The 25783-nt window shown below is 63.9% G+C and carries 35 protein-coding genes; 26 read left to right on the top strand and 9 right to left on the bottom strand.

From position 1 onward, the window contains the following. Nucleotides 1-86 precede the first annotated feature (86 nt). Nucleotides 87-1844, bottom strand: coding sequence for a methyl-accepting chemotaxis protein (locus AC0QUY_RS17575; RefSeq protein WP_475387727.1), 1758 nt, complete (start codon nucleotides 1842-1844; stop codon nucleotides 87-89). A gap of 202 nt (nucleotides 1845-2046) precedes the next feature. Between AC0QUY_RS17575 and AC0QUY_RS17580 the strand changes: the two genes are divergently transcribed. The 10 genes from AC0QUY_RS17580 (at nucleotide 2047) to AC0QUY_RS17625 (ending at nucleotide 9401) form a co-directional block, all read left to right on the top strand. Further along, nucleotides 2047-2793, top strand: a complete 747-nt coding sequence (locus tag AC0QUY_RS17580; RefSeq protein ID WP_475387728.1) for a YebC/PmpR family DNA-binding transcriptional regulator — start codon at nucleotides 2047-2049, stop codon at nucleotides 2791-2793. Between the two features lie 127 nt (nucleotides 2794-2920). After that, the gene (gene ruvC / locus AC0QUY_RS17585) at nucleotides 2921-3448 is read left to right on the top strand and encodes a crossover junction endodeoxyribonuclease RuvC (protein WP_475387729.1); all 528 of its coding nucleotides are present in this window, start codon (nucleotides 2921-2923) and stop codon (nucleotides 3446-3448) included. 136 nt (nucleotides 3449-3584) lie between these two features. Continuing rightward, nucleotides 3585-4202, top strand: coding sequence for a Holliday junction branch migration protein RuvA (ruvA, locus tag AC0QUY_RS17590; RefSeq protein WP_161850151.1), 618 nt, complete (start codon nucleotides 3585-3587; stop codon nucleotides 4200-4202). Between the two features lie 141 nt (nucleotides 4203-4343). Continuing rightward, nucleotides 4344-4763, top strand: a complete 420-nt coding sequence (locus AC0QUY_RS17595; protein ID WP_475387730.1) for a cytidine deaminase — start codon at nucleotides 4344-4346, stop codon at nucleotides 4761-4763. Next, nucleotides 4760-5809: a Holliday junction branch migration DNA helicase RuvB gene (gene ruvB / locus AC0QUY_RS17600; protein ID WP_475387731.1), complete on the top strand. Its 1050-nt coding sequence runs from the start codon at nucleotides 4760-4762 to the stop codon at nucleotides 5807-5809. Before AC0QUY_RS17595 ends, ruvB begins: the two co-directional genes overlap by 4 nt. Nucleotides 5810-5901: 92 nt before the next feature. Next, nucleotides 5902-6771, top strand: a complete 870-nt coding sequence (locus tag AC0QUY_RS17605) for a DUF6869 domain-containing protein (protein WP_475387732.1) — start codon at nucleotides 5902-5904, stop codon at nucleotides 6769-6771. A 94-nt stretch (nucleotides 6772-6865) separates the two neighbouring features. Further along, nucleotides 6866-7777, top strand: coding sequence for a metallophosphoesterase (locus tag AC0QUY_RS17610; RefSeq protein ID WP_475387733.1), 912 nt, complete (start codon nucleotides 6866-6868; stop codon nucleotides 7775-7777). Nucleotides 7778-7845: 68 nt separating this feature from the next. Then, complete coding sequence (gene ybgC, locus AC0QUY_RS17615; RefSeq protein WP_475387734.1) at nucleotides 7846-8298, top strand: tol-pal system-associated acyl-CoA thioesterase; 453 nt, start codon at nucleotides 7846-7848, stop codon at nucleotides 8296-8298. A 64-nt stretch (nucleotides 8299-8362) separates the two neighbouring features. Further along, complete coding sequence (locus tag AC0QUY_RS17620) at nucleotides 8363-8830, top strand: nuclear transport factor 2 family protein (protein WP_475387735.1); 468 nt, start codon at nucleotides 8363-8365, stop codon at nucleotides 8828-8830. A 4-nt stretch (nucleotides 8831-8834) separates the two neighbouring features. Next, on the top strand, nucleotides 8835-9401 hold the full coding sequence (locus AC0QUY_RS17625; protein WP_475387736.1) for a TetR/AcrR family transcriptional regulator: 567 nt from the start codon (nucleotides 8835-8837) through the stop codon (nucleotides 9399-9401). Nucleotides 9402-9462: 61 nt separating this feature from the next. On the opposite strand, the gene AC0QUY_RS17630 is transcribed toward AC0QUY_RS17625, so the two are convergent. Beyond that, nucleotides 9463-10107, bottom strand: coding sequence for a glutathione binding-like protein (locus tag AC0QUY_RS17630; RefSeq protein WP_161850143.1), 645 nt, complete (start codon nucleotides 10105-10107; stop codon nucleotides 9463-9465). A gap of 103 nt (nucleotides 10108-10210) precedes the next feature. On the opposite strand from AC0QUY_RS17630, the gene AC0QUY_RS17635 reads away from it, so the two are divergent. Both AC0QUY_RS17635 and AC0QUY_RS17640 read left to right on the top strand, forming a co-directional pair. Then, the gene (locus AC0QUY_RS17635) at nucleotides 10211-10867 is read left to right on the top strand and encodes a TetR/AcrR family transcriptional regulator (protein ID WP_475387737.1); all 657 of its coding nucleotides are present in this window, start codon (nucleotides 10211-10213) and stop codon (nucleotides 10865-10867) included. Nucleotides 10868-10966: 99 nt separating this feature from the next. Then, on the top strand, nucleotides 10967-11395 hold the full coding sequence (locus AC0QUY_RS17640; RefSeq protein ID WP_475387738.1) for a VOC family protein: 429 nt from the start codon (nucleotides 10967-10969) through the stop codon (nucleotides 11393-11395). A 97-nt stretch (nucleotides 11396-11492) separates the two neighbouring features. Here AC0QUY_RS17640 and AC0QUY_RS17645 read toward each other — a convergent pair whose 3' ends face one another. Then, the gene (locus AC0QUY_RS17645) at nucleotides 11493-12458 is read right to left on the bottom strand and encodes a 2-hydroxyacid dehydrogenase (protein WP_475387818.1); all 966 of its coding nucleotides are present in this window, start codon (nucleotides 12456-12458) and stop codon (nucleotides 11493-11495) included. 138 nt (nucleotides 12459-12596) lie between these two features. Here AC0QUY_RS17645 and AC0QUY_RS17650 point away from each other — a divergent pair, with 138 nt between their 5' ends. The 3 genes from AC0QUY_RS17650 (at nucleotide 12597) to AC0QUY_RS17660 (ending at nucleotide 14531) form a co-directional block, all read left to right on the top strand. Continuing rightward, nucleotides 12597-12812: a hypothetical protein gene (locus tag AC0QUY_RS17650; protein WP_161850140.1), complete on the top strand. Its 216-nt coding sequence runs from the start codon at nucleotides 12597-12599 to the stop codon at nucleotides 12810-12812. 82 nt (nucleotides 12813-12894) lie between these two features. Continuing rightward, nucleotides 12895-13263 (top strand): YciI family protein, encoded by a 369-nt coding sequence (locus AC0QUY_RS17655; protein WP_161850139.1) that lies wholly within the window; start codon nucleotides 12895-12897, stop codon nucleotides 13261-13263. After that, nucleotides 13260-14531, top strand: a complete 1272-nt coding sequence (locus AC0QUY_RS17660) for an RNA polymerase sigma factor (protein ID WP_161850138.1) — start codon at nucleotides 13260-13262, stop codon at nucleotides 14529-14531. The genes AC0QUY_RS17655 and AC0QUY_RS17660 overlap by 4 nt, the downstream gene beginning before the upstream one ends. A 45-nt stretch (nucleotides 14532-14576) precedes the next feature. Here AC0QUY_RS17660 and AC0QUY_RS17665 read toward each other — a convergent pair whose 3' ends face one another. Then, complete coding sequence (locus AC0QUY_RS17665) at nucleotides 14577-14909, bottom strand: DUF6006 family protein (protein ID WP_371419449.1); 333 nt, start codon at nucleotides 14907-14909, stop codon at nucleotides 14577-14579. Here AC0QUY_RS17665 and AC0QUY_RS17670 point away from each other — a divergent pair. The 4 genes from AC0QUY_RS17670 (at nucleotide 14848) to AC0QUY_RS17685 (ending at nucleotide 16729) form a co-directional block, all read left to right on the top strand. After that, nucleotides 14848-15045, top strand: coding sequence for a hypothetical protein (locus AC0QUY_RS17670; RefSeq protein ID WP_161850137.1), 198 nt, complete (start codon nucleotides 14848-14850; stop codon nucleotides 15043-15045). The genes AC0QUY_RS17665 and AC0QUY_RS17670 overlap by 62 nt on opposite strands. A gap of 187 nt (nucleotides 15046-15232) precedes the next feature. Continuing rightward, on the top strand, nucleotides 15233-15646 hold the full coding sequence (locus AC0QUY_RS17675) for a DoxX family protein (protein WP_161850136.1): 414 nt from the start codon (nucleotides 15233-15235) through the stop codon (nucleotides 15644-15646). Nucleotides 15647-15683: 37 nt separating this feature from the next. Further along, a complete protein-coding gene (locus tag AC0QUY_RS17680) occupies nucleotides 15684-16220 on the top strand; it encodes an SRPBCC family protein (RefSeq protein WP_475387739.1) in 537 nt (178 codons plus the stop codon). A 95-nt stretch (nucleotides 16221-16315) separates the two neighbouring features. After that, complete coding sequence (locus tag AC0QUY_RS17685; RefSeq protein WP_161850134.1) at nucleotides 16316-16729, top strand: VOC family protein; 414 nt, start codon at nucleotides 16316-16318, stop codon at nucleotides 16727-16729. Nucleotides 16730-16833: 104 nt separating this feature from the next. Here AC0QUY_RS17685 and AC0QUY_RS17690 read toward each other — a convergent pair whose 3' ends face one another. Both AC0QUY_RS17690 and cobT read right to left on the bottom strand, forming a co-directional pair. Continuing rightward, nucleotides 16834-17271 carry a hypothetical protein gene (locus AC0QUY_RS17690; protein ID WP_475387740.1) on the bottom strand — a complete coding sequence of 146 codons (438 nt, stop codon included), beginning with the start codon at nucleotides 17269-17271 and terminating at the stop codon, nucleotides 16834-16836. Nucleotides 17272-17334: 63 nt separating this feature from the next. Then, the gene (cobT, locus tag AC0QUY_RS17695; RefSeq protein WP_475387741.1) at nucleotides 17335-18351 is read right to left on the bottom strand and encodes a nicotinate-nucleotide--dimethylbenzimidazole phosphoribosyltransferase; all 1017 of its coding nucleotides are present in this window, start codon (nucleotides 18349-18351) and stop codon (nucleotides 17335-17337) included. A gap of 55 nt (nucleotides 18352-18406) precedes the next feature. On the opposite strand from cobT, the gene cobS reads away from it, so the two are divergent. The 3 genes from cobS (at nucleotide 18407) to AC0QUY_RS17710 (ending at nucleotide 20032) form a co-directional block, all read left to right on the top strand. Beyond that, nucleotides 18407-19162: an adenosylcobinamide-GDP ribazoletransferase gene (gene cobS / locus AC0QUY_RS17700; protein WP_475387742.1), complete on the top strand. Its 756-nt coding sequence runs from the start codon at nucleotides 18407-18409 to the stop codon at nucleotides 19160-19162. Next, nucleotides 19159-19722 carry a histidine phosphatase family protein gene (locus AC0QUY_RS17705; protein WP_475387743.1) on the top strand — a complete coding sequence of 188 codons (564 nt, stop codon included), beginning with the start codon at nucleotides 19159-19161 and terminating at the stop codon, nucleotides 19720-19722. The genes cobS and AC0QUY_RS17705 overlap by 4 nt, the downstream gene beginning before the upstream one ends. A gap of 175 nt (nucleotides 19723-19897) precedes the next feature. Further along, nucleotides 19898-20032, top strand: coding sequence for a hypothetical protein (locus AC0QUY_RS17710; protein WP_256380300.1), 135 nt, complete (start codon nucleotides 19898-19900; stop codon nucleotides 20030-20032). 39 nt (nucleotides 20033-20071) lie between these two features. On the opposite strand, the gene AC0QUY_RS17715 is transcribed toward AC0QUY_RS17710, so the two are convergent. From AC0QUY_RS17715 to AC0QUY_RS17725, 3 genes are all read right to left on the bottom strand, one after another. After that, a complete protein-coding gene (locus AC0QUY_RS17715) occupies nucleotides 20072-20860 on the bottom strand; it encodes an SDR family NAD(P)-dependent oxidoreductase (protein ID WP_475387744.1) in 789 nt (262 codons plus the stop codon). Between the two features lie 147 nt (nucleotides 20861-21007). Continuing rightward, entirely contained in the window at nucleotides 21008-22684 is a 1677-nt protein-coding gene (locus tag AC0QUY_RS17720; RefSeq protein ID WP_475387745.1) for a methyl-accepting chemotaxis protein, read from the bottom strand. Between the two features lie 228 nt (nucleotides 22685-22912). Continuing rightward, complete coding sequence (locus AC0QUY_RS17725) at nucleotides 22913-23410, bottom strand: winged helix-turn-helix transcriptional regulator (protein WP_475387746.1); 498 nt, start codon at nucleotides 23408-23410, stop codon at nucleotides 22913-22915. 114 nt (nucleotides 23411-23524) lie between these two features. Here AC0QUY_RS17725 and AC0QUY_RS17730 point away from each other — a divergent pair, with 114 nt between their 5' ends. From AC0QUY_RS17730 to AC0QUY_RS17745, 4 genes are all read left to right on the top strand, one after another. After that, nucleotides 23525-24076: a dihydrofolate reductase family protein gene (locus AC0QUY_RS17730; RefSeq protein WP_161850126.1), complete on the top strand. Its 552-nt coding sequence runs from the start codon at nucleotides 23525-23527 to the stop codon at nucleotides 24074-24076. Between the two features lie 61 nt (nucleotides 24077-24137). Beyond that, entirely contained in the window at nucleotides 24138-24791 is a 654-nt protein-coding gene (locus AC0QUY_RS17735) for a glutathione S-transferase family protein (RefSeq protein ID WP_475387747.1), read from the top strand. Nucleotides 24792-24805: 14 nt separating this feature from the next. Beyond that, a complete protein-coding gene (locus AC0QUY_RS17740) occupies nucleotides 24806-25174 on the top strand; it encodes a nuclear transport factor 2 family protein (protein WP_475387748.1) in 369 nt (122 codons plus the stop codon). A 129-nt stretch (nucleotides 25175-25303) separates the two neighbouring features. Next, nucleotides 25304-25720, top strand: a complete 417-nt coding sequence (locus AC0QUY_RS17745) for a YciI family protein (RefSeq protein ID WP_475387749.1) — start codon at nucleotides 25304-25306, stop codon at nucleotides 25718-25720. Nucleotides 25721-25783: the final 63 nt, after the last annotated feature.

The following is a 25783-nucleotide window of genomic DNA, read 5'->3' on the forward strand; positions in this document are numbered from 1 at the left end:
CGCGGTGATCGCATTCCAATTCCAAGTTTAGGATGTGATTCGCGCCTTGGAGTCTTGCCTGAGAGCGCACTAGAGCCGAGAGCGCACTAGAGCCGGTAGGCCGTGCGGAACCCGCCCCAGTGGCGGCCGTTGACGCTGACAGGCACATCGATCTCGCGCATCATCACCGTGTTACCGTTGCCCATGTCGCGGGCGTAGCTCTGGATCAGATAGGCGCGCTGGTTGCGCCCGGCGGCAAGTCCCGCGGGATCGTTGAAGATGCGGCGGTTGCGGCAGTTGGCGGTGTTCCAGGTGACGTCGCCCGGCCGCTGCGGATGCGAATAGATCTTGTTGTGTACCGGCAGATAGCCGTTGGTGTCGATCATGGCGCAGAACGCCATTCGCGGATCCTTGGCGAGGAACGCTTCCTGGAACGGCGGCAGCGCGCGGTCGGCCCAGTCCAGGATCCTGGTGCGATATTGCACCGGGTTGCTGCCCGCGATCTCGACATAATTGGTGTCGAACATGTCTTCCATCGAGATGGCGCCGCTGTTGACGCCGTTCTCGAAAATCTTCTTCAGCGCCGCGCCGGCTTCCATCGCGCGGGTAACCGCCTCGGTGTTGTCGTCCTGGATCGAAAACAGCTTGTCTTCGACCTTCTCGGTCAGCGCGGCATTCGTGCGCTCGAACCGCGCCTGCGTGCCGGCCTTCGCGCGCTCACTGACGCGAATGCGGCACGCGCCGACATCCTGCAGCGTCGCATCAAAACTCTGGCCCTGCGCCAGCCTGTCGGCATCGGGTCCGCTGACCAGGATGCCATCCATCGAAATCTCGTAAACCGGCGCCGATATCACGCCGCGTGGCGTCTGGATTTCGATCTTGAGGCTGCAGGGCAGCTTTTGCGGTTCGCGGCGCTCGGTGTGTCCGCCCTGACGCAGCAGCACGGCGCAGCGCGATTTGAGCTTCTGCGCGAACGCAGTAACGGCCCGTCCAGCCTTGGCGACGCTTTCGCCATGGGCCTCGGCTTCCTTGGTCGCGTGGTCGATTTCGCCGGCGCTGTCGCCGACCGAGGCGATGAAGGAGGAGGCGGAGGCTGCATTGTCGGCCATCTCGCCTGTGGTGGCGTTCTGCTCGGCGACCGCGCCGTTGACGTTCTCGAACACCGGGCGGATCGCCTCGATCGACTGCGTGATGCGATGCACGGCATCGACCGAGCCCGCAGCGTCGCGCTGCAGCGCCTCGATCTTCTTGGTGATTTCCTCGGTGGCGTTCTGGGTCTGCACCGCGAGCGCCTTCACCTCGGTGGCAACTACGGCGAAACCGCGTCCGGCCTCGCCGGCGCGCGCGGCCTCGATGGTGGAATTGAGCGCCAGCAGTGTGGTCTGCCGCGCGATCTGGGCAATCAGGTTGACGACGTTGCCGATCGCCGCCGATGATTCCCTGAGGCGATCGACATTAACGCTGGCTTCGCGGGCGGCCTCGCTGGCCTGATCGGCGAGCTTGCCGGCGTCGCGCACCTGGGAGCCGATTCCCTGCGCCGACTGGGTGAACTTGTCGGCGGCGTGCGAAAAGGTCGTCGCCGTGCCCTGTGCGGCGCTGGTGCGGTCGGTCAGGGCATTGGTGCGCTGGCGGATGGTCGAGAGAGTCGCAGCCGTCGCCTCGGCGCCGCCGGCGACCGAATTGGCCGCGCGCTCGAGCTGGCGGATCATCGCGCCGAGTTCGAGCTCCAGCAGTTCGAGGATCGCCTTGGCCGAATCGCCATCGCCGGAAGCGATTTCCGCCGGGGTCGAAGCCGTCTGGGCCTTGGGCTGGACGGCAGGTGCGACCGGTCCCGGGGCCTGCTTTTTGAACAATCCGAAGGCCATGACGTCTCTTAAAAATTGAGGATCGGTGCGAAATCCTCTCATCCGAGCATGAAGTCATGGTTAACAACTGCCTGATATTTCGTCGCGCGGCAGTACTTACATACCCGATGGGGTCGTAAATCTTTGATTTCGGCCGATTCTGGGCCTATAAGGCCGCGCTTCAAGCCCCCACATCCTTCCGGACGAATCCAAGAGACCTCGCATGGCCGGCCATTCCCAATTCAAGAACATCATGCACCGCAAGGGCCGGCAGGATGCCCAGAAGTCAAAACTGTTCGGCAAGCTGGCGCGCGAAATCACGGTCGCGGCCAAGCTCGGGACCCCGGACCCGGCCATGAATCCCCGGCTGCGCGCGGCCGTGATCGCGGCGCGCCAGGAGAACATGCCAAAGGACAATATCGAGCGCGCCATCAAGAAGGCGACTGGCGGCGAAAGCGAGAGCTATGACGAAATCCGCTACGAGGGCTATGGCCCCGGCGGCGTGGCCGTGATCGTCGAGGCGCTGACCGATAACCGCAACCGCGCCGCCTCCGACATCCGCTCCTACTTCACCAAGTCCGGCGGCAATCTCGGCGAAACCGGCTCGGTCGCCTTCATGTTCGACCGCACCGGCATCATCGAATATGACGCCAGCGTCGCCTCCGACGACGCCATGCTGGAAGCCGCGATCGAAGCCGGCGCCGATGACGTCGCATCCAGCGAAAGCGGCCACGAGATCTACGCCTCGCAGGAAACCTTTCGCGAAGTGGCAAAAGCGCTGGAAGCCAAGTTCGGCGAAGCCCGCAAGGCGGCGCTGACCTGGAAGCCGCAGAACACGGTGTCGGTCGACGATGAGACCGGCGAGAAGCTGTTGAAGCTGATGGACCTCCTCAACGAGCACGACGACGTCCAGAACGTCTACGCCAATTTCGAGATCTCCGACGGCCTCGTCGCCAAGATGGGCGGGTAGGGACGAACGCGTCGGCTGCGACCCGCCTGCGCGGGGATGACGTGCGGAGTGAGGAGCTGGTCCCAGGGCAGGGGATTTCCGTTCTCTTTATGTTTCGTTCACCTGGCTCTGGCGTTATCACTACGCCATGACACTCCCACCGATTCGCCAACCCGTCCGGATCATCGGTATCGACCCCGGCCTGCGCCGCACCGGCTGGGGCGTGATCGAGACCGAGGGCAACCGCCTGGTCTTCATCGGCTGCGGCTCGGTCGAGCCGCCGGACGATCTGCCGCTGGCCAGCCGCCTGCTCGCGATCCATGAGGGGCTCGCCACAGTCCTCGGCGATTTCCGCCCCGCCGAGGCCGCGGTCGAACAGACCTTCGTCAACAAGGACGGCGTCGCGACGCTGAAACTCGGGCAGGCCCGCGGCGTCGCCATGCTGGCGCCCGCGATGTTCGGTATTGCCGTTGCGGAATATGCGCCCAATCAGGTGAAGAAGACCGTGGTCGGCGCCGGACACGCCGACAAGAACCAGATCGCCGTGATGCTGAAAATTTTGCTGCCGAAGGCCGAACCGAAATCCGCCGACGCTGCGGACGCGCTGGCGATTGCGATCACGCACGCGCATCACCGCCAGGGCGCGGCGCTGCGGCTGAAGGTGGCGAGCCTATGATCGGTCGATACATCTCCAACCCGTCATGCCCGGCCTTGTGCCGGGCATCCACGTCTTTTGTCGTCGATGCCGGAGACGTGGATGGCCGCGACAAGCCCGGCCATGACGAAATCTCCATCGTCTGCGGGTCACCAGCATGATCGGTAAACTCAAGGGCCTGATCGATTCCTACGGCGAGGATTTTGTCATCCTCGATGTCGGCGGCGTTGGCTATCAGGTGCATTGCTCCTCGCGCACGCTGCAGGCGCTGCCGTCGCCCGGCGAGGCCGCGGTACTGTCGATCGAGACCTATGTCCGCGAGGATCAAATAAAGCTGTTCGGCTTCCGCACCGACACCGAGCGCGAATGGTTTCGCTTGCTGCAGACCGTGCAGGGCGTCGGCGCCAAGGTCGCGCTTGCGGTGCTTGGCACCTTGCCGCCGTCCGAACTAGCCAATGCGATTGCGCTGCGCGACAAGGCTGCGGTGTCGCGCACGCCGGGCGTCGGCCCGAAAGTCGCCGAGCGCATCGTCTCGGAGTTGAAGGACAAGGCGCCCGCGTTTGCCAATGTCGACCCGGCCGTGGTGCATCTCGCCGGCGCCATCGACAACGACCGCGCGCCGCGCCCGGTCACCGATGCGATCTCGGCGCTGGTCAATCTCGGCTACGGCCAGCCGCAGGCGGCCGCCGCCATTGCCGCCGCCTCGCGCAGTGCGGGCGAGAATGCCGAGACCGCGCAGCTTATCCGGCTGGGCCTGAAGGAATTGGCGAAATGAGCGTTGAGGCCGTAGGGTGGGCAAAGCGAAGCGTGCCCACCATTTAATGTATTAACCGGATGGTGGGCACGGCGCGAGACCTGCCTTTGCCAGCCCACGATCTACGATCGCCACTGACCGACGAAGGAATGCATTTCCGCCATGTTGAGCGAAAAGGACAAAGAACTGATCGCCGCCGCGACTGACGCGATCAGCCGGCGTTATCGCAACGACTGGCAGGAGGTCGGCGCTGCGCTGCGCACCCGCGACGGCCGCATCGTCACCGGCGTGAATATCGACGCCTATATCGGCCGCATCGCCGTCTGTGCCGAAGCAATTGCCATCGGCCGCGCCATCACCGAAACCGGCGATCGCGGCATCGAGACCATCGTCGCCGTGCGCCATCCCAAGCCGGACGAGCGCGGCAGTATCGCCGTGGTATCGCCCTGCGGCATCTGCCGCGAGCTGATCCACGATTACGACACCAAGGCGCAGGTCATCGTTCCCGACAATGGCCGCGAGCCGAAGGTCGTCACCATCGACGAGCTTTTGCCCAACAAGTACCGCAGGGGCAACGAGTGAACACCCCCTCCCGCATCGTCACGCCCGAGCGCCGTTCCGACGATGTCGGCGACACCGCGCTGCGCCCGCAATTGCTGTCCGAATTCGTCGGCCAGGCGCAGGCGCGCAAGAATCTCTCGATCTTCATCGAGGCGGCGCGCAAGCGGGGCGAGGCGCTGGATCACGTGCTGTTCGTCGGGCCTCCCGGCCTCGGCAAGACCACGCTGGCGCAAATCGTCGCGCGCGAACTCGGCGTTGGCTTTCGCGCCACCTCGGGTCCCGTGATCGCCAAGGCCGGCGATCTCGCGGCGCTGCTCACCAATCTCGAAGAGCGAGACGTTCTGTTCATCGACGAAATCCACCGCCTCAGCCCGGCAGTGGAAGAAGTGCTCTATCCCGCAATGGAGGATTTTCAGCTCGACCTCATCATCGGCGAGGGGCCGGCGGCGCGTTCGGTCAAGATTGAGTTGGCGAAATTCACGCTCGTTGGCGCCACCACGCGCGCGGGGCTGTTGACCAATCCGCTGCGCGACCGTTTCGGCATTCCGATCCGGCTGAACTTCTACACCGAGGAAGAGCTGGAGAAGATCGTCAGCCGCGGCGCCCGCGTGCTCAACATCGGCATGACGGCCGACGGCGCCAACGAGATCGCGCGCCGCGCCCGCGGCACGCCGCGCATCGCCGGCCGGCTGCTGCGCCGCGTGCGCGATTTTGCTTCCGCAGCGGATGCCAGTTCCGTGGACCGCGCCATCGCGGACCACGCGCTGAGCGCACTGGAAGTCGATGCCGCAGGCCTGGACGCCATGGACCGGCGCTATCTCACGACGATCGCAATGAATTACGGCGGCGGCCCGGTCGGCGTCGAAACCATGGCGGCGGCGCTGTCGGAACCGCGCGACGCGATCGAGGACATCATCGAGCCGTATCTCATCCAGTGCGGCTATCTGCAGCGCACCCCGCGCGGTCGGCTGCTCACCTCGCACGCCTTCCGCCACCTCGGCCTCGCGGAACCCGCGCGCGATCCTGCGCAGTTCGGCCTGTTCGGCAACGGCGACAGCGACGATTGAGCCCTTCGAACCCGATCATTCCAGAGATGCACTAAGGGCAAAACGTCTAGCGCTGAGCGCCTAGCTTTGCTTGCCCTGGAGTGCAGATACCGATGGCTTCGACCGAAGACGCAGACATGCTTGCCCTGATAGCGGCGGCGCCGGAACTGGCGACGCCCGACGATACCGAGACCTTCCTCGATGCCATGCCGATACCGGAACTGGCCTCGATGTGGGGCGCGTTGCAGCGCCTGAGCCGTCGCGACCAGACCGGCGCCGCCTGGGCGGCGATCCTCTATTTCGACCATCTGCCGCACAAGCGGCCGGACCGCGCGTTCGACCTCGCGCTCGAAGTGCTGCGATCCGAGAAAGACAAGCCGACCGTGATGCAGCTCAACGACAAGTTCATGCTGTCGCTGCTCTATGCGCATGGCGACGCCGCGATCGAGCGGATCGAGGCCGAGGCGAAACACAGTGCCGCCCTGCGCTGGCTGCTCGGCGGAATTCACTTCGGTCCCGATGAGCCGCTCAAGCGCCGCATCGAGGCGATTGCCGACAGCAAGGGCTGGCGCGCCGACGATCGCGCGCGCCGCACGCCAAAACGCCCGCTCAATTGTGAGGCGATGTCGGTGGCCGAACTGGCGCGCGCCTGGGTCGAGCAATATTCGAAATCCGAGCGCGACCGCGACGACAATTTCTTTGCCATGATGGACTACGAGCGTGATCTCCGGGAGGAGTACCCCGATAAGGCTATCGACTTAATCGTCGAGATCCTGAAGATCGAGGCCAATCCGGTGTTGCTGTCGCTGCTAGCGGCAGGTCCGCTCGAGGACGTCATCAGCATGGAGACCATCGACCGCATCGAGCGCGAGGCTGCCGCCAACAAGCGCTTCCACGATTTGCTCGGCGGCGTCTGGTATTATCGCGCGCCGGATGAACTGAAGGCGCGGCTGGATGCCCTGGTAGGGCAGAACCGCTGGTGAGAAGTTGCTGGAGCTCTGCTGGCGTTCTGCACAAACGGACCGCAATTCGGGCTCAATCCGCCACCATGTTGGCGGTGCATCACGATTGGATCACATGTTAACACGCCGTCATTTTCTAAAGGGCATAGGTGGATTGGGCGCGCTGGGCGTCTCCACCACCGCTTATGGATTCAGCGCGCCGGTCGTCCGGCTTCGCGTCACCAGGTACAACATCTCGCCGCCGCAATGGCCGGCCGGGCTCAAGCTCAAGATCGCTGCCATCGCCGACCTCCATGCCTGCGATCCCTGGATGTCGGTCGATCACATCCGCGACATCGTCGAACGCACCAATGCGCTCAAACCTGACATTGTCGTCATGCTCGGCGACTATGTGACCGGACATCGCAAGGTGACGCGCATCATCCCCGATGCCGAATGGGCGGCGGTGCTGGCGGGATTGAAGGCGCCGCTCGGCGTGCATGCGGTGCTCGGCAATCACGACTGGTGGGAAGACAAGACCGTGCAGCGCGAGGGGCAGGGGCTGCCGAGCGCGGGCCGCGCGCTCGAAGCCGCCGGCATTCCCGTTTACGAAAACGACGCCAAGAAGCTCAGCAAGAATGACCACTCGTTCTGGCTGGCAGGTCTCGGCGACCAGCTCGCTTACATGCCGGCGCGCCGCTTCCGGCCGCTCAAGCGCATCGGCGTCGATGATCTCGGCGCGACGCTGGCGAAGGTCACCGACGATGCGCCCGTGGTTCTGATGGCGCACGAGCCCGACATCGCCCGGCGCGTGCCCTCGCGCGTCGCGCTGCAGCTCTCCGGCCATACCCATGGCGGCCAGGTGCGGATGCTCGGCTGGTCGCCGATCTCACCGTCCGGACAGCAGCTCGCCTATGGCCACATCAAGATGAACTGCGACGTCGTCGTCTCCGGCGGCCTCGGCTGCAGCATCATGCCGTTCCGCCTCGGCGTGCCGCCGGAGATCGTGCTGGTGACGCTGGGTGCGGCAAGGCCGGCGGTGGCATAGCCGCCAGCGCTTGCGCGCCTGCTGGATTTGCGCAAAACCAGTGCTTTCCAGCGCGTCAGGAACCGCAAGTGACATTACCCATTCTCGACGGCGAGATCCGCGATGGCCGCCATCACATGCAGGTTCGTGTCTATTACGAGGACACCGATTTTTCCGGCATCGTCTATCACGCCAATTACCTGCGCTTCATGGAGCGTGGGCGCACCAACCATCTGCGGTTGATGGGCGCTTCCCAGCACGCGCTGTTCGAACAGGCGCAGGAGGAAACACCGGGCTTTGCCTTCGTGGTGCGCTCGATGGAGCTCGATTTTCTGCGCCCCGCGCGGATGGACGATGTGCTCGACGTCGTGACCTGGCCGGTCGCGGTGAAGGGCGCCTCGATCACGCTGGCGCAGGAGGTGCGGCGCGGCGACGAGGTGCTGGTCAAGGCCGAGGTGCGCGTCGCCTTCATCAGCGAGGGGCGGGCGAAGCCGATCCCGAGATCGTTGCGGCTGTTGATGAAGGCGGATCTGGTGGAATAATCTGCGGATTGACTCTCTGTACCGATCGGTACAATCTCCGCATCGCCAATCCGGAGAAATTGTCATGTCGCGTCCGCCGCTGCCGCCCTTCACCCGTGAAACCGCCGCGCAAAAGGCGCGCATGGCCGAGGACGCCTGGAACTCGCGCGATCCGGTACGGGTGTCGCTGGCCTATACCGAGGACAGTCGCTGGCGCAATCGCTCCGAGTTCTTCCAGGGCCGCGAGGCCATCGTCGAATTCCTCACCCGCAAATGGGCCAGGGAGCACGACTATCGCCTGATCAAGGACCTCTGGGCGTTCGACCAGAACCGCATCGCGGTGCGCTTCCAGTATGAATGGCACGACGATGCCGGGCAGTGGCATCGCTCCTATGGCAACGAGCAGTGGGAGTTCGACGAGCACGGATTGATGCGACGGCGCGAGGCCAGCATCAACGACATCACCATCAAGGAGAGCGAGCGCCGCTTCCGCTGGCCGGCCCCGGGCCCCCGGCCCGCCGATGTCGCGGGATTGAGCGAGACCCCGCTATGACCGGATGTTGAAGAAGGGCGTCGAGCGCACAGAGGTGCTGCGCGCGCTCGGCGAGGTATTTCGCGCCCACGGCTATGAAGGCGCCTCGCTGACGCTGATCACGGAGGCCACCGGGCTTGGCAAGGGCAGCCTTTATCACCTGTTTCCGGGCGGCAAGGAGCAGATGGCCGCTGAGGTGCTGGCCGAGATCGACGCCTGGTTCGAGCTCCATATCTTTGCGCCCTTGCGCGAGGCCGACGATCCCGCGCGCGCGATCGCCGCGATGATCGCGGGCGTCGACCAGTATTTCCATTCCGGCGATCGCGTCTGCCTGGTCGGACTGGTGGCGCTCGGCTCGGCGCGCGATGCTTTTGCCGAGGCGGTCGATGGCTATTTTGCGCGCTGGCAGGTGGCGTTGGTATCGCTGTTGCGGCGGTCAGGATTGAGCAAGAGCCAGGCGCAGCGGCGCGCGGAAGATGCGCTGTTGACCATTCAGGGCGCGCTGGTGCTGGCGCGGGCGCGGGGCGACGCTTCGATCTTTCGCCGGGCGTTGACGGAACTGACGAAGCGGCTGCTGGCGCCGCCGGAGTGAGATCCGCAGCCCGGATGGAGCTTTCGCTCCATCCGGGCTGCGCTTTCTCGTAAACTACGCCTTACGCCGCCGCCTTGTGCCGCGCGAGTTCGGCCTTGTACAATTCGAACTCCTCGGCGGTCGCCTTCGCGATGCTCGGGCGGGCGCGCAGTCGTTCGTAATAGGCCTTCACGTTTGGCCATTTCGCCAGTTCGACCGGCGGCGTCGCCATCGTCCAGTTGATGATGGTGACGAGATAGGCGTCCGCTACGCTGAAGTGATCGAGCAGGAATTCACGGCCCTTCAGGTAGTTCTCGAGATAGTCGAGCCGCGACAGGTTCTTGGTGAGCGCATAGGTCTTGGCGTCCTGCGGCGCCGTCTTGTCGAGCAGCGGCACGAACAGCGCCTTGTGCAGTTCGGTGCCGATGAAGCAGAGCCATTGATGCAGGCGGCTGCGCTCTTCAGCGGAGTTGGCCGAAATGCCGGCCGTTGGAAATCGATCGGCGACATATTGCAGGATCGCCGCGTTCTCCGTCAGCACCGTCCCGTCGTCGGTGCGCAGCGTCGGCACCAGCCCGAGCGGATTGACCGCGCGGAAATCCGAGCCGTCCTTCTGCACCACCTTGGTCTTGGGGTCGACCTCGAGATAGTTGGCCTCGGCACCGGCCTCATACAGCGCGATCCTGGTCGCCAGCGAGCAGGCGAGCGGCGAGAAATAGAGATCCATAGTTGCCTCCTTGGCGGTTGATCAACCGCGCCGTCTGGGTCGGGTCGGTTGATTTTTATACCGTCCCGCATAATATAAATCCGGTCAAGGGATTTATTGCGAAATGGTACAAAAAAGTAAGCCGCCGGTCCCCCGGATCGATGCCCCGGTCGCGCCCAAGCGCCGCGGCCGCCCGCGCGCCTACGAGCCGGACGTGGCGCTCGGCAAGGCGCTTGACCTGTTTCGCAAGGACGGCTTTGCGGCGACATCGCTGGACGATCTCTCCGCCGCCACCGGCATGAACCGGCCGAGCCTCTATGGCGCGTTCGGCGACAAGCGCGAACTCTTCATCAAGAGCTACCGGCGCTATCGCGAGGATGCGCGGGTCGCGATGGGCAACGTTTTCAGGGATGAGCTGCCGATCCGAAAGCGCCTGGAACGCATCTATGCGGTGGCGCTCGACATCTATCTATCAGGGGAATCCGGCCCGCGCGGCTGTTTTACGGTCATGACCGCGGCCTCCGAGGCGGTGCACGATCCCGATATCCGCGCCATGGTGCTGGAAGGCTTCACCGAACTCGACAAGGCTTTTGCCCGCTGTTTCCGGCTCGCCAAGGAGAAGGGCGAGCTACCGGAGAGCGCCGACGCGATCGTGCTGGCGCAACTTGCCTCCGCCACCATTCACACCATCGCCATCCGCGCCCGCGTCCGAACCCCGCGCAAGGATCTCGAAGCGCTCGTCAACGGGGCAATCGATGTGATGGTCGGGGCGACGAAATAATCGGTCGTCCCTGCGTTCGCACGATCTTTGCTGTGCCCTGTCGGTTTCCGGTTTCCTCGCTCGTCTTCATGACGTGCTCCAAAAAGGAGGAACCTCGAAATGACCGAACCCGTCCAGATCGTCACCCCCCATCTCGTCGTTCGCGACGCGAACGCCGCGCTCGAATTCTACAAGAAGGCGCTCGGCGCCACCGAAACCATGCGGATGCCGGCCGAGGACGGCAGGCGGCTGATGCATTCGGAGATCCGCGTCAACGGCGCGCGGATTTTCGTCATGGACGACTTTCCCGAGCACCGCGGCTCCCACGGCGTGGACGCGGTGTTTTCGCCCGATCAGATCAAAGGCACGTCGGTGACCATCCATCTCGAAGTCGAGAACTGCGATGCCGCCGTGACGCGCGCGAAGGACGCCGGCGCCACCGTCACGCTGGAGCCGTGGGATTCATTCTGGGGCGACCGCTACGCCCGCATCATGGACCCGTTCGGCCATTCCTGGAGCTTTGCGCACGCGCTGCCGGCGAAGGGGTAGGGGCTCCGTCATTGCGAGGAGCGCAAGCGACGAAGCAATCCATCCATCCGCACGTGCGGAGAGATGGATTGCTTCGCTTCGCTCGCAATGACGGAGATCAATACCCCCGTCCGCGATCCACCACATTCTCCAGTGCCCCGCCGGCCTCAAACCGTGCGATCTGCTGCGCGACATATTTCGATATCTCGTCGGGATCGGTGTCGGCGGCGTTGTGCGGGGTCAGCACCACTTTTGGGTGGGTCCAGAACCGGCTGTCGGCGGGCAACGGCTCGGTCGCGTAGACGTCGAGCGAGGCGCCACCGAGCGTGCCGTCGTCGAGGCATTGCAGAATGTCGGCCTCGTTCTGCAGGCCGCCGCGGCCGGCGTTAATCACGACCGGCGCGCCGAGCGGGCTCGTCCGGTTCAGTTTCCCGAAAACGTCGCGATTGAGAATGTGCCGCGTCTCCGGCGTCAGCGGCAGCAGGCAGACCAGGATGTCGGTCCGCCGCAGGAACGCGTCGAACTGTGCTTCGCCATGAAAGCAATCGATGCCGTCGATGGCCTTGGGGCTTCGGCTCCAGCCACAGACGCGGAAGCCGAGGCGCCGCAGCACGTCGGCGGCATCGGCGCCGAGCGTGCCAAGCCCCATGATGCCGACGGTAACAGCCCCCGCCGCCCATTGCGATTTCGGCGCCCAGCGTTTTTCGCGCTGCGACTCCCGCAAATAGAGTTCCTGTCGGTGATGCATCAACACATGCAGCACGACATATTCGGTCATCCGCGCGGTCAGGTCGGTGACGGCGACGCGCACCAGCGGCACGTCGGGCAATGAACGATCGGCCATCAGCGCATCGACGCCGGCGCCGAGATTGAAGATGACGCGCAGATTGGGAAAGGCGGCAAGCTCGCCCGGCTGTGGCTTCCACACCGCGGCGTAATGTACATCGGCCGGGTCGAACGACGTGCTCGGCAATTGCAGCACGGGCCGCCCCGCGCAAACTTCGTCGAACCGGTCCTTCCAGCGCTGTGGCGACCAGTTTTCAGTCCCGCCATGCACCAGCAGCGCGAGCGCACCCTTCGTCATTGCCATTCCTTTCGCCTCGCCATCCGGCGTGACCCGTCTCACATCGCGGATCGAACCGCTTCTCTAGCCTCCTTTGATCCAGCAAGGGAGGCTTCAGATGCGCAAATTGATGCCGTTCCGCGCCAATCATGGCTTGTCATGGTGATAGCGGCTGTCATTGCCGCAGTGGTAGCGGTCTCGCTGGCGCTTTCCTGGCGGAACAGCCGCAGCAGGGGCATCACCGGGATCGAAGCCTTCTGGAGAACGGCAAAGACCTTCCTTCTGGTTCTCGCCGTGTGCAGCCTTTGTTCCAAGGCGATCGTCCACACCTGCCGGCACTTCAATCCGCCGCCGCCTCCGATCATCGGTCCCTGAAACATCTCAAAATTTCTTCGACGCCCCTGTCGGCTCCGGGCATAATCGTTCGTCATCATGACAACGGAGATGCTTTGCCGCCATGCTTTACGCCATCCTTTGCTATCACGACGAAGACCATGTCGGTTCCTGGACCAAGGAACAGGACGCCGCGGTCATGACGAAGCTTGCGGTCGTACAGGAAAAACTCGCCAAGCAGGGCCGGCTCGGCCCGGTGGCGCGGCTATTGCCGACGACGGCGGCGACCACGCTGCGCAAGGACGATCCGCCGCTGGTACTCGACGGACCCTATGCCGAAACCAAGGAGCAGTTGCTCGGCTTCTATGTCGTCGACTGCAAGAATCTCGACGAGGCGGTCGAGGTAGCGCGGGATCTGGGCGCAGCCAATCCCGGTGGCGCTTATGAGATCCGCCCTGTCGGCGTGTTCAGGCCGGGGAGCGTGCAGCCATGACCGATACCGCCTGGATCGATGCCGCGCTGACTTCGGCTCGCCCCCAGGCGGTCGGTGCGTTGCTGCGTTACTTCCGCAATCTCGATACCGCCGAGGAAGCATTCCAGAACGCCTGCCTGCGGGCGCTGAGGAGCTGGCCGCAGAACGGCCCGCCGCGCGATCCCGCGGCGTGGCTGATCATGGTCGGGCGCAATGTCGCGATCGACGACATCAGGCGGAGCAAGAAGCAGGAGGCGCTGCCGGAGGACGAGGCGATCTCCGACCTCGACGACGCCGAGGAACAGCTTGCCGAGCGCCTCGACGGCTCGCACTACCGCGACGACATCCTGCGGCTGCTGTTCATCTGCTGCCATCCGGACCTGCCGGCGACGCAGCAGATTGCGCTCGCGTTGCGGATCGTCTCGGGGCTCACGGTCAAGCAGATCGCGCGCGCCTTCCTGGTCTCGGAAGCCGCCATGGAGCAGCGCATTACCCGGGCAAAGGCGCGCGTTGCCGATGCCGACGTGCCGTTCGAAACGCCGGGCGCAGTGGAGCGCTCCGAGCGCCTCACCTCCGTCGCCGCCATGATCTATTTGATCTTCAACGAGGGCTATTCGGCCTCCGGCGACACCGCTGAAATTCGCTCGCCGCTGTGCGAGGAAGCCATCCGCCTGGCGCGGCTCTTGCTGCGGCTGTTCCAGAGCGAGCCGGAAATCATGGGGCTTACGGCGCTATTGTTGCTGCAGCATGCGCGCTCCGCGGCGCGGTTCGATGCCGACGGCGCGGTGATCCTGCTCGACGATCAGGACCGGTCGCTCTGGAACAAGCCGATGATCGCCGAGGGGCTGGCGCTGATCGACAAGGCGATGCGCCATCGCCGCAGCGGGCCGTACCAGGTGCAGGCCGCGATCGCAGCGCTGCATGCCCGCGCCGAGAAGCCTGAGGATACCGACTGGACCCAGATCGACCTGCTCTATGGCGCGCTGGAGATCATGCAGCCATCGCCGGTGGTGACGCTGAACCGTGCGGTTGCGGTGTCCAAGGTGAAAGGGCCGGAGGCCGCGCTCGACATGATCGAGCCCTTAGGCCAGCGCCTCTCGAACTATTTCCATTACTTCGGCGTGCGCGGTGCCTTCCTGATGCAGCTAGGCCGCAACGAGGAGGCCCGCACCGCCTTCGACCGCGCCATTGCGCTGGCGAACACGTCGGCCGAAGCCGCCCACATCCGCATGCACCTCGACCGCCTGCAGCGCGACAGCCAGCCCCGCGGCAAGAAGGCAGGGAAGTAGCCTCTTTTCCTTCTCCCACAAGGGGAAGTGTGCAGCACACGACATCTATCGCCAGCACGACAGCGGATAGCGCCGACCATTCCAGGTGGTCCAGCCTGTGGCCTTATTGCCTGCGGGTTTAGCCAAATACCAATGATTGCCGTCGGCATGACGGAAGTTGAGCCCGCCTCGCGAGCCCTCACGTGCGTCAGTCAGCCTCACCTCACGCGAGCCATTGTCGGAAAAACCGCCCAGCCAGCGTAGCCTGTCGTTTCTGACGCAGTTCCGACCATTCTCGTCACACATGTTGACTCCGGCCTCTACTGGAGTCCACCTCATGCGGGCCGAACGGCCGTCGATATTGCACGACCACTTACCGCCCCACCAGCCAACGAGCATGCTGGCAGAGGCCGAATCTGAAACGGCAAAGCACAAGGCCAAGCCGCAGGGGATCACGAGCATCATTCGCTTCGCTGCCGTCATTGGCGATTTTGAACGGGCCATCGCTATTCTACCTCTATTGGACAACGGATGAAGATCACGCAAAGGTAGTATTGCTTCCTGCCTGCTCGCTTCTGATATGAAGCAGCTCACACCATCCAGAAGGGATGACTGAGGTCTTTCGTCGCGGTCCAGCGCGAAAGAAATGCAAGCCCCTGTCGGTTTCCGCCTGCCTCGCTCGTCTTGAATCCGAACCGCCATTCAAGACAACGGGGTCCATCATGACCATCATCACCGAGACTGCGCCCGTCTCCAATCCCGCACGCTGGGTTGGCCGCATCCTGTCCGGCCTCGTCATCCTGTTCCTGATGGTCGACGGCGCCATCAAGCTGGTGCCATGGCCGATCGTCACGGAAACCATGGACCGGATGGGGTACGGTTCAAGCGACGCGATGATGCGCGGCCTCGGCGCCATCACCATCGTCTGCACCTTGCTCTACGCCATTCCGCCGACCTCTATCCTCGGCGCGATCCTGCTCACCGGCTATCTCGGCGGCGCGATCGCCTCACATGTCCGGATCGACAGCCCCTTGTTCACGCACACGCTGTTCGGGCTCTACCTCGGCCTGATGCTGTGGGGCGGGCTATGGCTGCGGGATCGCAATCTGCGTGGCCTGATCCCCTTCCGCCGCTGACGTGTTTTAACGATAATCTTCCGCCATGGAGCCGAACATGCTCGAAGTCATTGCCATCATCGCCATCATACTTGCCGTCGCCGTCGCAGCCGTTCTCGCGATCGCCGCGACCAAACCGGGCACGCTCCGCGTAGAGCGCGCGATCCGCATCAAGGCGCCGCCGGAAACGATCTTCCCGCTGATCTCTGATTTTCATCAATGGCTGAAATGGTCGCCCTATGAAAACAAGGACCCCGCAATGAAGCGCAGCTATGAGGGCGCCGAGCGCGGCAAGGGTGCCGTCTACGCCTGGGACGGCGACAAGAATGTCGGCTCCGGCCGCATGGAGATCCTCGAAAGCACGGCGCCGTCGAAGATCGTCATCAAGCTCGATTTCTTTACTCCGTTCGAAGGCCACAACACCGCCGAGTTCACAATGCTGCCGCAGGGCGATGCCACTCATGTCACGTGGCTGATGTATGGTCCGGCCAACTTCATGTCCAAGCTGATGCAGGTGTTCATGAATCTGGACCGCATGATCGGCCGGGACTTCGAAGCCGGTCTCGCCAATCTGAAGACGCTCACCGAAAAATGAGCGCCACTATCGTGTGGCGGACGCGGTGCAGCCTAGGCGATGCAACGCACGTCCGGTAACGCTACGCCGCAGACCGTGACCCCAAGGAGCCAGCGATGCAGGTCAATCCCTATCTTTTCTTCAACGGCAATTGCGAGGAAGCGCTGAACTACTACCAAAAGGCGCTCGGCGCCCGGATCGAGGCGAAGATGCCCTACGGCGACGGCCCCGCCGAGATGCCGATCCCGGCGGACTGGAAAACCAAGATCATGCATGCCCGCGTCACCATCGACGGCGAGGTGCTGATGGCGTCAGACGCGACGCCGGGCGATTACCATCAGCCGCAGGGTATTTCGGTGGCGCTCGCGGTCGAGGATCCCGCAGATGCCGAGCGCCGATTCAATGCGCTGGCCGAAGGCGGCACGGTGCGGATGCCGTTCGGCAAGACCTTCTTCTCCAACGGTTTTGGCATGTGCGTCGACAAGTTCGGCATTCCCTGGATGGTGAATTCCCCGAAGGAAGGGATGTAATTCGTAGGGTGCCGTAGGGTGGGTTAGGCGAAGCCGTAACCCACCGCCGGACCAGCCGCGCATCGAGACTTCGGTGGGTTACGCTTCGCTAACCCACCCTACAATCATCTGCACCTTGGATAGATCGCGGCGAGCTCGCGCCCGCGCAACAAGAGCAGCCGCGACGTCAATCCGCCGCGTCGGGCGATCCAGTCCCGTACCGGCGCCGGATAGGCTGCGTGCACCGCGCGCGAGGCTTCCGGTTCCGCATAGATGCGGCCGCGGCCGTCGATCGAGCGCGCGGCGTGAAATCCCAGCACCGCGCGGCGGGTCACGCAGATCCGCTCTTCCGGTATAGTCATCAGCACCAGTGTGCACGCCGACAGGCATGGCCCGTCGATCACCACCCGTTCGCCGGATTGGCGTACGCGATCGAACAGTTCGAGGAACGGCCCGACCTGTCCGCCGGGGCTGGCGAGAATGCGGATCTCGGCCCGCACCGGCAGGATCGCCGCAAGCAGCGCGGCGGCGACAACGATTAGCTTGATAACCGCCCTTTGCATCCGCAGCTCCCTCGGCAGCACTGCCCTCCCGGCAGTTACGCCGAGATATGTGGCAAGGTTTCGTCAAACATCCGCGCCGGAGACCCCGGCCTGCGCAAAGGTTGCCATCCCGGTGTGGCAGGCCAGCGCCGCGCGCGCCAGCAGGATCGCGACACCTGCGCCCGACGCTTCGCCGAGCCGCATGTTCAGATCGAGCAGCGGATCAAGCTTCAGTTCGCGCAGGAGCTCGCGGTGGCCGGATTCTGAGGAAACATGCCCGGCACGGCAATGATCGAGCGCGCTCGCCTCGAGACGCGCGAGCGGCAGTACTGCTGACGTTGCCACGAAGCCATCGAGCAGCACTGGAACCTTATGCTGACGGGCGGCGAGCACGGCGCCGGCGATCGCCGCGAGCTCGCGGCCGCCAAGGGCTGCTGCCACCGCCAGCGGGTCGCCGAGAATATCGCGATGGAAAGTCAGCGCCGTCTCGATCGCCGCGCGCTTGCGCGCCAGGCCGTCATCGTCGACGCCGGTGCCGCGGCCGGCCCAGCGCGCCGCGCCACCGCCGAGCAGGGCCGCGCATAGTGTTGCCGCCGCCGTCGTATTCGCGATGCCCATTTCGCCGACCGCAAGCAGGTCGCAATCCCCAGGTACGGAGCGATAACCGGCATCGACTGCGCTGAGAAATTCTCCTTCGTCCATCGCTGCAGCCTCGGTGAAATCGCGCGTCGGATGGTTGAGTTCGATCGGCACCACGCAAAGCTCTGCGGAAGCGGCCTTTGCGATCTGGTTGATCGCCGCGCCACCGGCTGAAAAATTCGCCACCATCTGCGCGGTGACGGCTGATGGATAGGCCGAGACGCCGCGCGCGGCGACGCCGTGACTGCCGGCGAAGACGGTGATGGTCACGCGCTCCAGCCGCGGCATCTCGCGGCCCTGCCATTGCGCCAGCCAGATCGCGAGTTCTTCGAGGCGCCCGAGGCTTTCAGGCGGTTTTGTCAAATTCTGCTGCCGCCGCGCGGCGCTGTCAGCTAGCCGCTGGTCACCGCGCGGCAAGTCGCGACAGAAGGTGCGGATGTCGTCTAGACTGTCGAACTGCATGCGATTCTCACCTCGGATGGGGGCCGCACGCTAGAACGAATCCCCGGACATCTCCATGAATGAATGGTTCGACGACTTCAAAACCGCCGTCGCGTTCCTGACGCGATTGCCGATGCCGCATCCGGACGGCGCCATGCCGCCAAATTTCGTGCGCGCGCACCGGATGTTTCCTGTCGTTGGCGCGCTGATCGGCGCCGTGGTGGGATTGTTGTGTCTCGGCCTGCGATCCGTCGGCGTGCCCGATCTCGCGGCGGCTGCGCTGGCGCTCGGCGGCAGCGCGATCCTGACCGGCGCGCTGCACGAGGATGGCCTCGCTGATATTGCCGATGGATTCGGCGGCGGCCGCGACCGCGAATCGAAGCTGGAGATCATGCGCGACAGCCGGCTCGGCACCTACGGTGCGATGATTCTGCTGGTGAGCTTTGCCGCAAAATTGTCCGCGCTGGCGGCAATTCCGGACGGCCAGGTCGTGCCGGGTTTGATCGCCGCGCACGCACTGGGGCGCGGCATATTGCCCGCGATGTCCCTGCAGCTGCCCTATGCGCGCAAGGATGGGCTGGCCCGCAACGCCGGCCAACCCGATGCGGCGACGGCGGCAATCGCTGTCGGCCTTGCGCTGCTCGTCGCGCTGTTGTCTCTGCCGTGGAGCAACGCGCTTCTTGCCGCGGTTGCGGCCGGCATCACCGCGTTTGCCGTGGCGTGGCTGGCGCTGCGGCAGATCGGCGGCCAGACCGGTGACGTATTGGGCGGCGCCGAGCAGGTCGCGGAGACCGCAATCCTGGTCCTGCTTGCAGCGAGATTGGCGCCTTGAGCACGGAAACAAATCTCTGGCTGATCCGCCATGCGCCGGTTGACGGACCGCGCGGCGTGATCCACGGCCCCGACGCGCCGGCCGATCTTGGCGATGCCACAGCCTTTGCGGCGCTGAAGGCACGCTTGCCGGCGAGTGCCTTTGCGGTGTGCAGTCCGGCCCGTCGCACGCGCGAGACCGCCGAAAAGCTCGGTCTCGATCCGGTCGATCAGCCGGCCTTTCGCGAACAGGACTTTGGCGCGTGGACCGGACAGCGTCACAGCGAACTCGAACGCGAACTTGGTCCGGCCTATCACGAGTTCTGGAAATCGCCCGCCGGCAACCGCCCGCCCGGCGGCGAAAGTTTCATCGACCAGATCGATCGCGCGCGGGCAGGGCTTGCGCTGCTGCCCGCAGGCGAGGTGATCCTCGTCGTGCATTCAGGCACCATCCGCGCCGTGCTCGCCATCGCGCTCGATCTTAAGCCCGAGCAGGCGCTGCGCTTTGTGATCGATCCGCTGTCCCTGACCCGGGTCGACCGGCTCGATAACGGCTGGCGCGTGGTTGCGGTGAACAAGTAATGCCGCGCGAAATACCTTGCACAATGGTTCAATGCCGCGGATGCGGGGAGAGGTCGGCGCGCTGCGCCGGGTAAGGGGAACAGGTCTTTCCACGTTCACGAGTGCCGCAGGTGGAGGGGCCCGTACGCAGCCGGTGCCCGGAACGAAACGTACGGTCATTCGTTGACGCCCGATGATGGATCATCTTTTTCTCAGCACGATCTGCGCGGGCGTCTTGCTGCTCGTGACGGCGTTCGCCTTGGGACTGCCGGGTCTCAATTCGGATGTTCCGCCGGAAAAGCCCGTGCTGCTGCGCACGGTCTCGCGCTAAACGAAACTCCCTCCACGATTTGACAAAGATACTGCGGAACTACCCGTTGGGCCGCTGACCGCGCAACGTCGGCAGGCCGATACCGGCGGCGTCGAAGCCGCCATCGACGGCGAGAATCTGCCCGGTGATGTAGCTCGAGCGCTCGCTGCACAGGAAGAAGATCGCCTCCGCCAGTTCCTCTTCGAGGCCGTAGCGGTTGAGGGGGATGGCGTCATGGTAGTCGGCGCGGATTTCCGGCGTATGCACCTGCTTTGCCATCGCGGTTTCGACCGGTCCCGGCGCCACGGCGTTGACGCGAATGCCGAGCGAAGCCAGTTCCACCGCGAGCTGCTTTGTGAGATGCGCAAGCCCGGCTTTGCTGGTGCCGTAGGCCGCGCGCAGGGTGGAAGCACGCACCGCCGAAATGGACGTGATGTTGACGATCGCGCCGCCGCCATGCTCGCGCATCAAGGGTGCCGCCGCCTTGGTGCATAGGAACGGACCGGTGACGTTGACCGCCAGAATCCGGTTCCAGTCTTCATCGGACGTGTCAAGCAACGGCGCGAACACCGCAATGCCGGCATTGTTGACCAGCGCGTCGAGCCGGCTGAACCGGCCGCTCACCGCTGCCATGGCCATGGCCACCGCGCCTGCATCGGAGACGTCGCAATGCAGCGCCAGCGTATTGTCGGGGTCGGCGAGCGCGGCCACCGCGCGGTCGAGCAACTCGCCCTCGATGTCGAGCAGCGCCACCTGCCAGCCCTCGGCGAGAAAGCGCTTTGCCGTCGCAAGCCCGATGCCGCGCGCGGCGCCGGTGACGAGAGCAGTTTTTTGCGGGGAGGGGGGCATGGACGGGTCCGTTGGCGAGAGAGATTTCCCGCTCCTATAGCGCAAGCGCTGATGCGTGTCGCGGCGCCAGCGATGCAGAATTCGGCATGCAAAAATCCGATACGGGCGGTCCCGTATCGGATCAAGCCGATGGCGATGTCTGACACGCTAGCGCTGCGCGATCGCCTTTGCCTCCGCAGCGGCGCGTTGCATGCTGGAGGACATCTCGCTGGTCACCGTGCTCTGTTCCTCGACTGCGGCGGCGGTCGCGGTGACATATTCGCTGACGCCCTGGATCGCCTGCTTGATGCTGTCGAGCGCGCCGACGACGTCGCCGGAGATGCCATTGAGATTGCCGATCTCGTGCCCGATCTTGTCGGTCGCCTGCTTGGCCTGGGTGGCGAGGTTCTTGACCTCGGACGCCACCACGGCAAAGCCGCGGCCTGCTTCGCCGGCGCGCGCCGATTCGATCGTCGCGTTCAGCGCCAGCAGGTTGATCTGGCCGGTAATGTTGCCGATCAGTTCCACGATGCCGCTCATCGCCTGCGCCGCTTCGTTCAGGCGCTTGGCCTGAGCGTCGGCCGCCTCGACCCGCTCGACCGCGGTCGATGCCGTCTCGCGCGACTTGGTCATGGCCTCCGAGATTTCCCGCACCGAGGTGTTCAATTCCTCCGCGCCCGCGGCGACCGATTCCATCATGCCGCGCACGCGCTCATTGCCCATCCGAACCAGCACCTGCGCGGTGGTGTCGGTGGCGTATTTCACCACCTTGAACGGCTTGCCGTTGAGATCGAGGATCGGATTGTAGGACGCCTGGATCCAGACTTCCTTGCCGTTCTTGCCGATCCGCTTGTATTCGGCGGCCTGGTATTCGCCGCGGTTGAGCGCCGCCCAGAATTCGCGGTAGGCCGCGCTGTCGCGCTCGGCCTGGTCGACGAACATGCTGTGGTGCCGGCCGCGGATTTCGTCCAGCGAGTAGCCGACGGTCTTGAGGAAGTTCTGGTTGGCGCCGATGATGCTGCCGTCCATGTTGAATTCGATCACCGCCTGCGACTTGCCGATGGCGGCGATCTGGCCGGCGAGATCGGCGGTCGCAAGCTTCTGGCTGGTGACGTCGGTGGCGAACTTCACCACCCGGAACGGCTTGCCCTTCTCGTCGAGCACGGGATTGTAGGAGGCGAGGATCCAGACTTCGCGGCCGCCCTTGCCGATCCGCTTGTATTCGGCCGACTGGTGTTCGCCGCGGTTAAGGCTCGCCCAGAACTGCCGGTAGGCCGCGCTGTCGCGCTCCGCCTGCGCGACGAACATGCTGTGATGCTTGCCCCGGATTTCGGCGAGCGTGTAGCCCATCGCCTTCAGGAAGTTTTCGTTGGCGGTGACGATGGTGCCGTCCATCTCGAACGCGATGACCGCCTGTGCACGGCTGATCGCGGCGATCTGGCCGGAGTCCTCCATGCTCTTGATCTTGCGCTCGGTGATGTCGGTGGCGAACTTCACGACCTTGCAAGGCTTGCCGCTGCCGTCGAGGACAGGGTTGTAGGACGCCTGAATCCAGACTTCCTTTCCGCCCTTGCCGATCCGCTTGTATTCGGCGGACTGGTATTCTCCGCGCTTCAGCGCCGCCCAGAATTCGCGGTAGGCCGCGCTGTCGCGCTCGGACGGGTCGACGAACATGCTGTGATGCTTGCCCTGGATTTCGCCGAGCGTGTAGCCGAGGGCTTTGAGGAAATTGTCGTTGGCGGTGAGGATGGTGCCGTCCATGCCGAATTCGATCACGGCCTGCGAGCGGCCGAGCGCATCAGCCAGCGCCTTGTCTGAAGACGAATTCTTGAGAAATTGAAACACAGTGACCCCGTCCAATGTGGTGGAAATGGCGAGGCTGTGATCAATGCCAGTTCGAGCCTTGTCGCCTCAGAATGGTACATTTGATCTGAAGGAAAGAAGAATGCGTTAACGGTGTTCTCCGTAGAATGACGGATTCCATTGTAAAAACATAGATTTGCAGGATATATCGGCACGGCGCCACGCGCTGTACGAGCGCAACGCACGGTGTTGAATCAAGTCGGACACGACTTACTTGCGGCGCACCACGCTCTCATACGCCGCCTGCAATCGCTCGCCGACCGATGGACCGATTCGCTTGCGCCGCTTCGCGCCGAGATGGCTCTCGCGTAACTCGTCCATGAACTCCGCCCATAGTTTCGGTCCGCCCTCGCTGAGCAGCCGCGCGCGGATGCCGAGTTCTTCGCTGACCGGCAGATATTTGTAACCCCACGCCGCCATCTGCGCGAGAACGGGAAGCAACTCGATGCCCTGCTCGGTGAGCGAGTAGATTCCCTTTTGCTTGTGCGTCGGATCGTCCTCGCGGGTGATGATGCCCTCGTCGAGCAAGGTCTTCAGCCGGTCGGCGAGAATGTTGGAGGAGATGCCTTCCTCCGATTTGGTCAGCAACTCGCGAAAATGCCGCCGGTTGCCGAACATCATGTCGCGGATGATCAAAAGGCTCCATTTATCGCCGAGCACTTCCAGCGAGAGATTGGTCGGGCAGCCGGAGCGGCTGATGTCGGTCATGTTCGGTTCCAGGCGGGATCAGGGCGGCCAAAAAAACTGCTTGCAATATTGCACCGGTTGCCTCAGGATACAACCAGTTGCAAAATGCAATCGGTTTTGAAAAGGAGGAACGCGATGGCGAAACTGATCATGTGGAACCTGATGACGCTGGACGGCTTCGTTGAAGGCCCGAACCGCGACATTTCCTTCCATTCCGACGTCTGGGGCAAAGAACTGGAGCAGTTCTCGATCGAGCAGTTGAACGCCGCCGGTGGATTGCTGTTCGGCCGCGTCACCTATGAATTGATGGCGAACCATTGGCCGAGCGCGACCGGCGAGATCGCCGATTTCATGAACGCTGCGCCGAAATTCGTTTTCTCGCGCACGGTGAAGAAGTCCGATTGGAACAACACGCAGATGTTCGAGGGCGACGCGGCCGGCACCGTCGCCAGGCTGAAGCGCGACAGCGCCAAGGACATCTTTCTGTTCGGCAGCGCCGATCTCGCCAGCAGCCTGATTCCGCATGGCCTGATCGACGAGTTCCGCATCGCGGTCAACCCCGTCATTCTTGGCGGCGGCACGCCGTTGTTCAAGCAGGGCGAGAAGGTCAAGCTGAAGCTGATCGACAGCCGGCCGTTGTCGACCGGCGTCGTGATCCTCCGCTACGTGCCGGCTGCCGCAAACTAATCATTTGGGGCAAATGTCGGCGCGCGGGGTTGCGGGTCGTCTTGTTAACCGGGAGTTTTCCATGTCGCTCACGCTGCATTTCCACCCGCTCGCCTCGTTCTGCTGGAAGGCGCTGATCGCGCTCTACGAGAACGACATCCCGTTCACGCCGAACCTGGTCGATCTCGGCAACCCGGGCGACCGGGCCGCGCTGGTGAAGCTGTGGGGGATCGGCAAGTTTCCGGTGCTGCAGGATGACGCGCGAGGCGAGATTGTTCCGGAGTCCAGCATCATCGTCGAATATCTCGACCGCCACCCTGGCAGCCGGACGCGGCTGATCCCAACCGATCCGGACAGGGCGTTACAGACGCGGCTGCGCGACCGCTTCTATGATCTCTATGTGCATCTGCCGATGCAGAAGATCATGGTCGACCGCTTGCGTCCGGAAGGAAAGCGCGATCCGCACGGCGTCGAGGAGGCGAGGGCGCAGTTGCGGACTTCCTACGCCATGATCGAGCAGCAGATGGCCGGCGGCGGCTGGGCGATGGGGGCAGATTTCACGCTCGCCGACTGCGCCGCCGCGCCGTCGCTGTTCTACGGCAGCATGGCCGAGCCGTTCGGCGATACGCAGAGGCACCTTGCTTCCTATCTTGAGCGGCTGAAGGCGCGTCCCTCGTTCGCGCGCGTGCTGAACGAGGCCGAGCCGTATTTCCAGATGGTGCCCAAGGAAAATTGAGAAGGGAGTGCCGGATGGCCGAAGCCAACAGGGCAGACACGATCCGCAAGATATTTGCAGCCTATCTGTCCAACGATCGCAAGTTCGTCGCGGATGCCTTTAGCGACGAATTCCGCTTCACCAGCCCGTTCGATGACAATATCGACAAGGCGACCTATTTCGCGCGCTGCTGGCAGAACAGCGACTGGATCGAACGGCACGAGCTGGAGCGAATTTTCGTCGACGACGATGCCGCCTTTGTGACCTATCGCTGTACCGCGAGGGGCGGAAAGAGTTTCCGCAATACCGAGTTCTTCGTCTTCGATGGCGACAAGGTGAAGCGCATCGACGTCTACTTCGGCGCCTCCTACCAGGACGGCAAGTTCGTCAGGCAGCAGCCATAGACCGGCCTGCCGGTCAAATTACTTCCGAAATAATTTTTCCCGACATGTCGGTGCCGTAAAACCCCGATCGTCTTGTTGATGAAGGCGGACGAAGGGTAGCCGCCCAGCGAGATGTAACGGAGCACGACAATGCGATTCATGGTGATTGTGAAGGCGAGCAAGGATACGGAAGCCGGCGTGATGCCGAGTACGGAACTGCTGGCCGCGATGGGCAAGTTCAACGAAGAGCTGGTCAAGGCCGGCGTGATGGAGGCGGGCGAGGGCCTGCATCCGACCTCGAAGGGCGCGCGGATCAAATATCAGGGCGGGCAGGGCAGCGCCAGCCGCGGTCCGTTCCCGCTCTCGGGCGATCTCGTTGCCGGCTTCTGGCTGATCAACACCAAATCGCTGGATGATGCGATCGCGTGGATGAAGCGCGCGCCGTTCCTGGATGGCGACGAGGTCGAAATCCGCCAGGTGTTCACGGCGGAAGATTTCGGCGAAGCGCTCACCCCCGAACTGCGCGAGCAGGAAGAGCGGCTGCGCGCGCAAGCAGCGAAGAAGTAAGGGCCCACCGTCATTCCGGGGCGATGCGAAGCATCGAACTAAGGTGCGCAATGCGCACCTTAG

This window comes from Bradyrhizobium sp. WYCCWR15520, assembly GCF_056174665.1.

Bases quoted from the DNA above. Each gene is read 5' to 3' on its own strand.
- AC0QUY_RS17575 (WP_475387727.1), bottom strand. From the start codon at position 1,844: ATGGCCTTCGGATTGTTCAAAAAGCAGGCCCCGGGACCGGTCGCACCT.
- AC0QUY_RS17580 (WP_475387728.1), top strand. From the start codon at position 2,047: ATGGCCGGCCATTCCCAATTCAAGAACATCATGCACCGCAAGGGCCGG.
- ruvC (WP_475387729.1), top strand. From the start codon at position 2,921: ATGACACTCCCACCGATTCGCCAACCCGTCCGGATCATCGGTATCGAC.
- ruvA (WP_161850151.1), top strand. From the start codon at position 3,585: ATGATCGGTAAACTCAAGGGCCTGATCGATTCCTACGGCGAGGATTTT.
- AC0QUY_RS17595 (WP_475387730.1), top strand. From the start codon at position 4,344: ATGTTGAGCGAAAAGGACAAAGAACTGATCGCCGCCGCGACTGACGCG.
- AC0QUY_RS17605 (WP_475387732.1), top strand. From the start codon at position 5,902: ATGGCTTCGACCGAAGACGCAGACATGCTTGCCCTGATAGCGGCGGCG.
- AC0QUY_RS17610 (WP_475387733.1), top strand. From the start codon at position 6,866: ATGTTAACACGCCGTCATTTTCTAAAGGGCATAGGTGGATTGGGCGCG.
- AC0QUY_RS17620 (WP_475387735.1), top strand. From the start codon at position 8,363: ATGTCGCGTCCGCCGCTGCCGCCCTTCACCCGTGAAACCGCCGCGCAA.
- AC0QUY_RS17625 (WP_475387736.1), top strand. From the start codon at position 8,835: ATGTTGAAGAAGGGCGTCGAGCGCACAGAGGTGCTGCGCGCGCTCGGC.
- AC0QUY_RS17630 (WP_161850143.1), bottom strand. From the start codon at position 10,107: ATGGATCTCTATTTCTCGCCGCTCGCCTGCTCGCTGGCGACCAGGATC.
- AC0QUY_RS17635 (WP_475387737.1), top strand. From the start codon at position 10,211: ATGGTACAAAAAAGTAAGCCGCCGGTCCCCCGGATCGATGCCCCGGTC.
- AC0QUY_RS17640 (WP_475387738.1), top strand. From the start codon at position 10,967: ATGACCGAACCCGTCCAGATCGTCACCCCCCATCTCGTCGTTCGCGAC.
- AC0QUY_RS17645 (WP_475387818.1), bottom strand. From the start codon at position 12,458: ATGACGAAGGGTGCGCTCGCGCTGCTGGTGCATGGCGGGACTGAAAAC.
- AC0QUY_RS17650 (WP_161850140.1), top strand. From the start codon at position 12,597: ATGGTGATAGCGGCTGTCATTGCCGCAGTGGTAGCGGTCTCGCTGGCG.
- AC0QUY_RS17655 (WP_161850139.1), top strand. From the start codon at position 12,895: ATGCTTTACGCCATCCTTTGCTATCACGACGAAGACCATGTCGGTTCC.
- AC0QUY_RS17660 (WP_161850138.1), top strand. From the start codon at position 13,260: ATGACCGATACCGCCTGGATCGATGCCGCGCTGACTTCGGCTCGCCCC.
- AC0QUY_RS17670 (WP_161850137.1), top strand. From the start codon at position 14,848: ATGCGGGCCGAACGGCCGTCGATATTGCACGACCACTTACCGCCCCAC.
- AC0QUY_RS17665 (WP_371419449.1), bottom strand. From the start codon at position 14,909: ATGCTCGTTGGCTGGTGGGGCGGTAAGTGGTCGTGCAATATCGACGGC.
- AC0QUY_RS17675 (WP_161850136.1), top strand. From the start codon at position 15,233: ATGACCATCATCACCGAGACTGCGCCCGTCTCCAATCCCGCACGCTGG.
- AC0QUY_RS17680 (WP_475387739.1), top strand. From the start codon at position 15,684: ATGCTCGAAGTCATTGCCATCATCGCCATCATACTTGCCGTCGCCGTC.
- AC0QUY_RS17685 (WP_161850134.1), top strand. From the start codon at position 16,316: ATGCAGGTCAATCCCTATCTTTTCTTCAACGGCAATTGCGAGGAAGCG.
- AC0QUY_RS17690 (WP_475387740.1), bottom strand. From the start codon at position 17,271: ATGCAAAGGGCGGTTATCAAGCTAATCGTTGTCGCCGCCGCGCTGCTT.
- cobT (WP_475387741.1), bottom strand. From the start codon at position 18,351: ATGCAGTTCGACAGTCTAGACGACATCCGCACCTTCTGTCGCGACTTG.
- cobS (WP_475387742.1), top strand. From the start codon at position 18,407: ATGAATGAATGGTTCGACGACTTCAAAACCGCCGTCGCGTTCCTGACG.
- AC0QUY_RS17710 (WP_256380300.1), top strand. From the start codon at position 19,898: ATGGATCATCTTTTTCTCAGCACGATCTGCGCGGGCGTCTTGCTGCTC.
- AC0QUY_RS17715 (WP_475387744.1), bottom strand. From the start codon at position 20,860: ATGCCCCCCTCCCCGCAAAAAACTGCTCTCGTCACCGGCGCCGCGCGC.
- AC0QUY_RS17725 (WP_475387746.1), bottom strand. From the start codon at position 23,410: ATGACCGACATCAGCCGCTCCGGCTGCCCGACCAATCTCTCGCTGGAA.
- AC0QUY_RS17730 (WP_161850126.1), top strand. From the start codon at position 23,525: ATGGCGAAACTGATCATGTGGAACCTGATGACGCTGGACGGCTTCGTT.
- AC0QUY_RS17735 (WP_475387747.1), top strand. From the start codon at position 24,138: ATGTCGCTCACGCTGCATTTCCACCCGCTCGCCTCGTTCTGCTGGAAG.
- AC0QUY_RS17740 (WP_475387748.1), top strand. From the start codon at position 24,806: ATGGCCGAAGCCAACAGGGCAGACACGATCCGCAAGATATTTGCAGCC.
- AC0QUY_RS17745 (WP_475387749.1), top strand. From the start codon at position 25,304: ATGCGATTCATGGTGATTGTGAAGGCGAGCAAGGATACGGAAGCCGGC.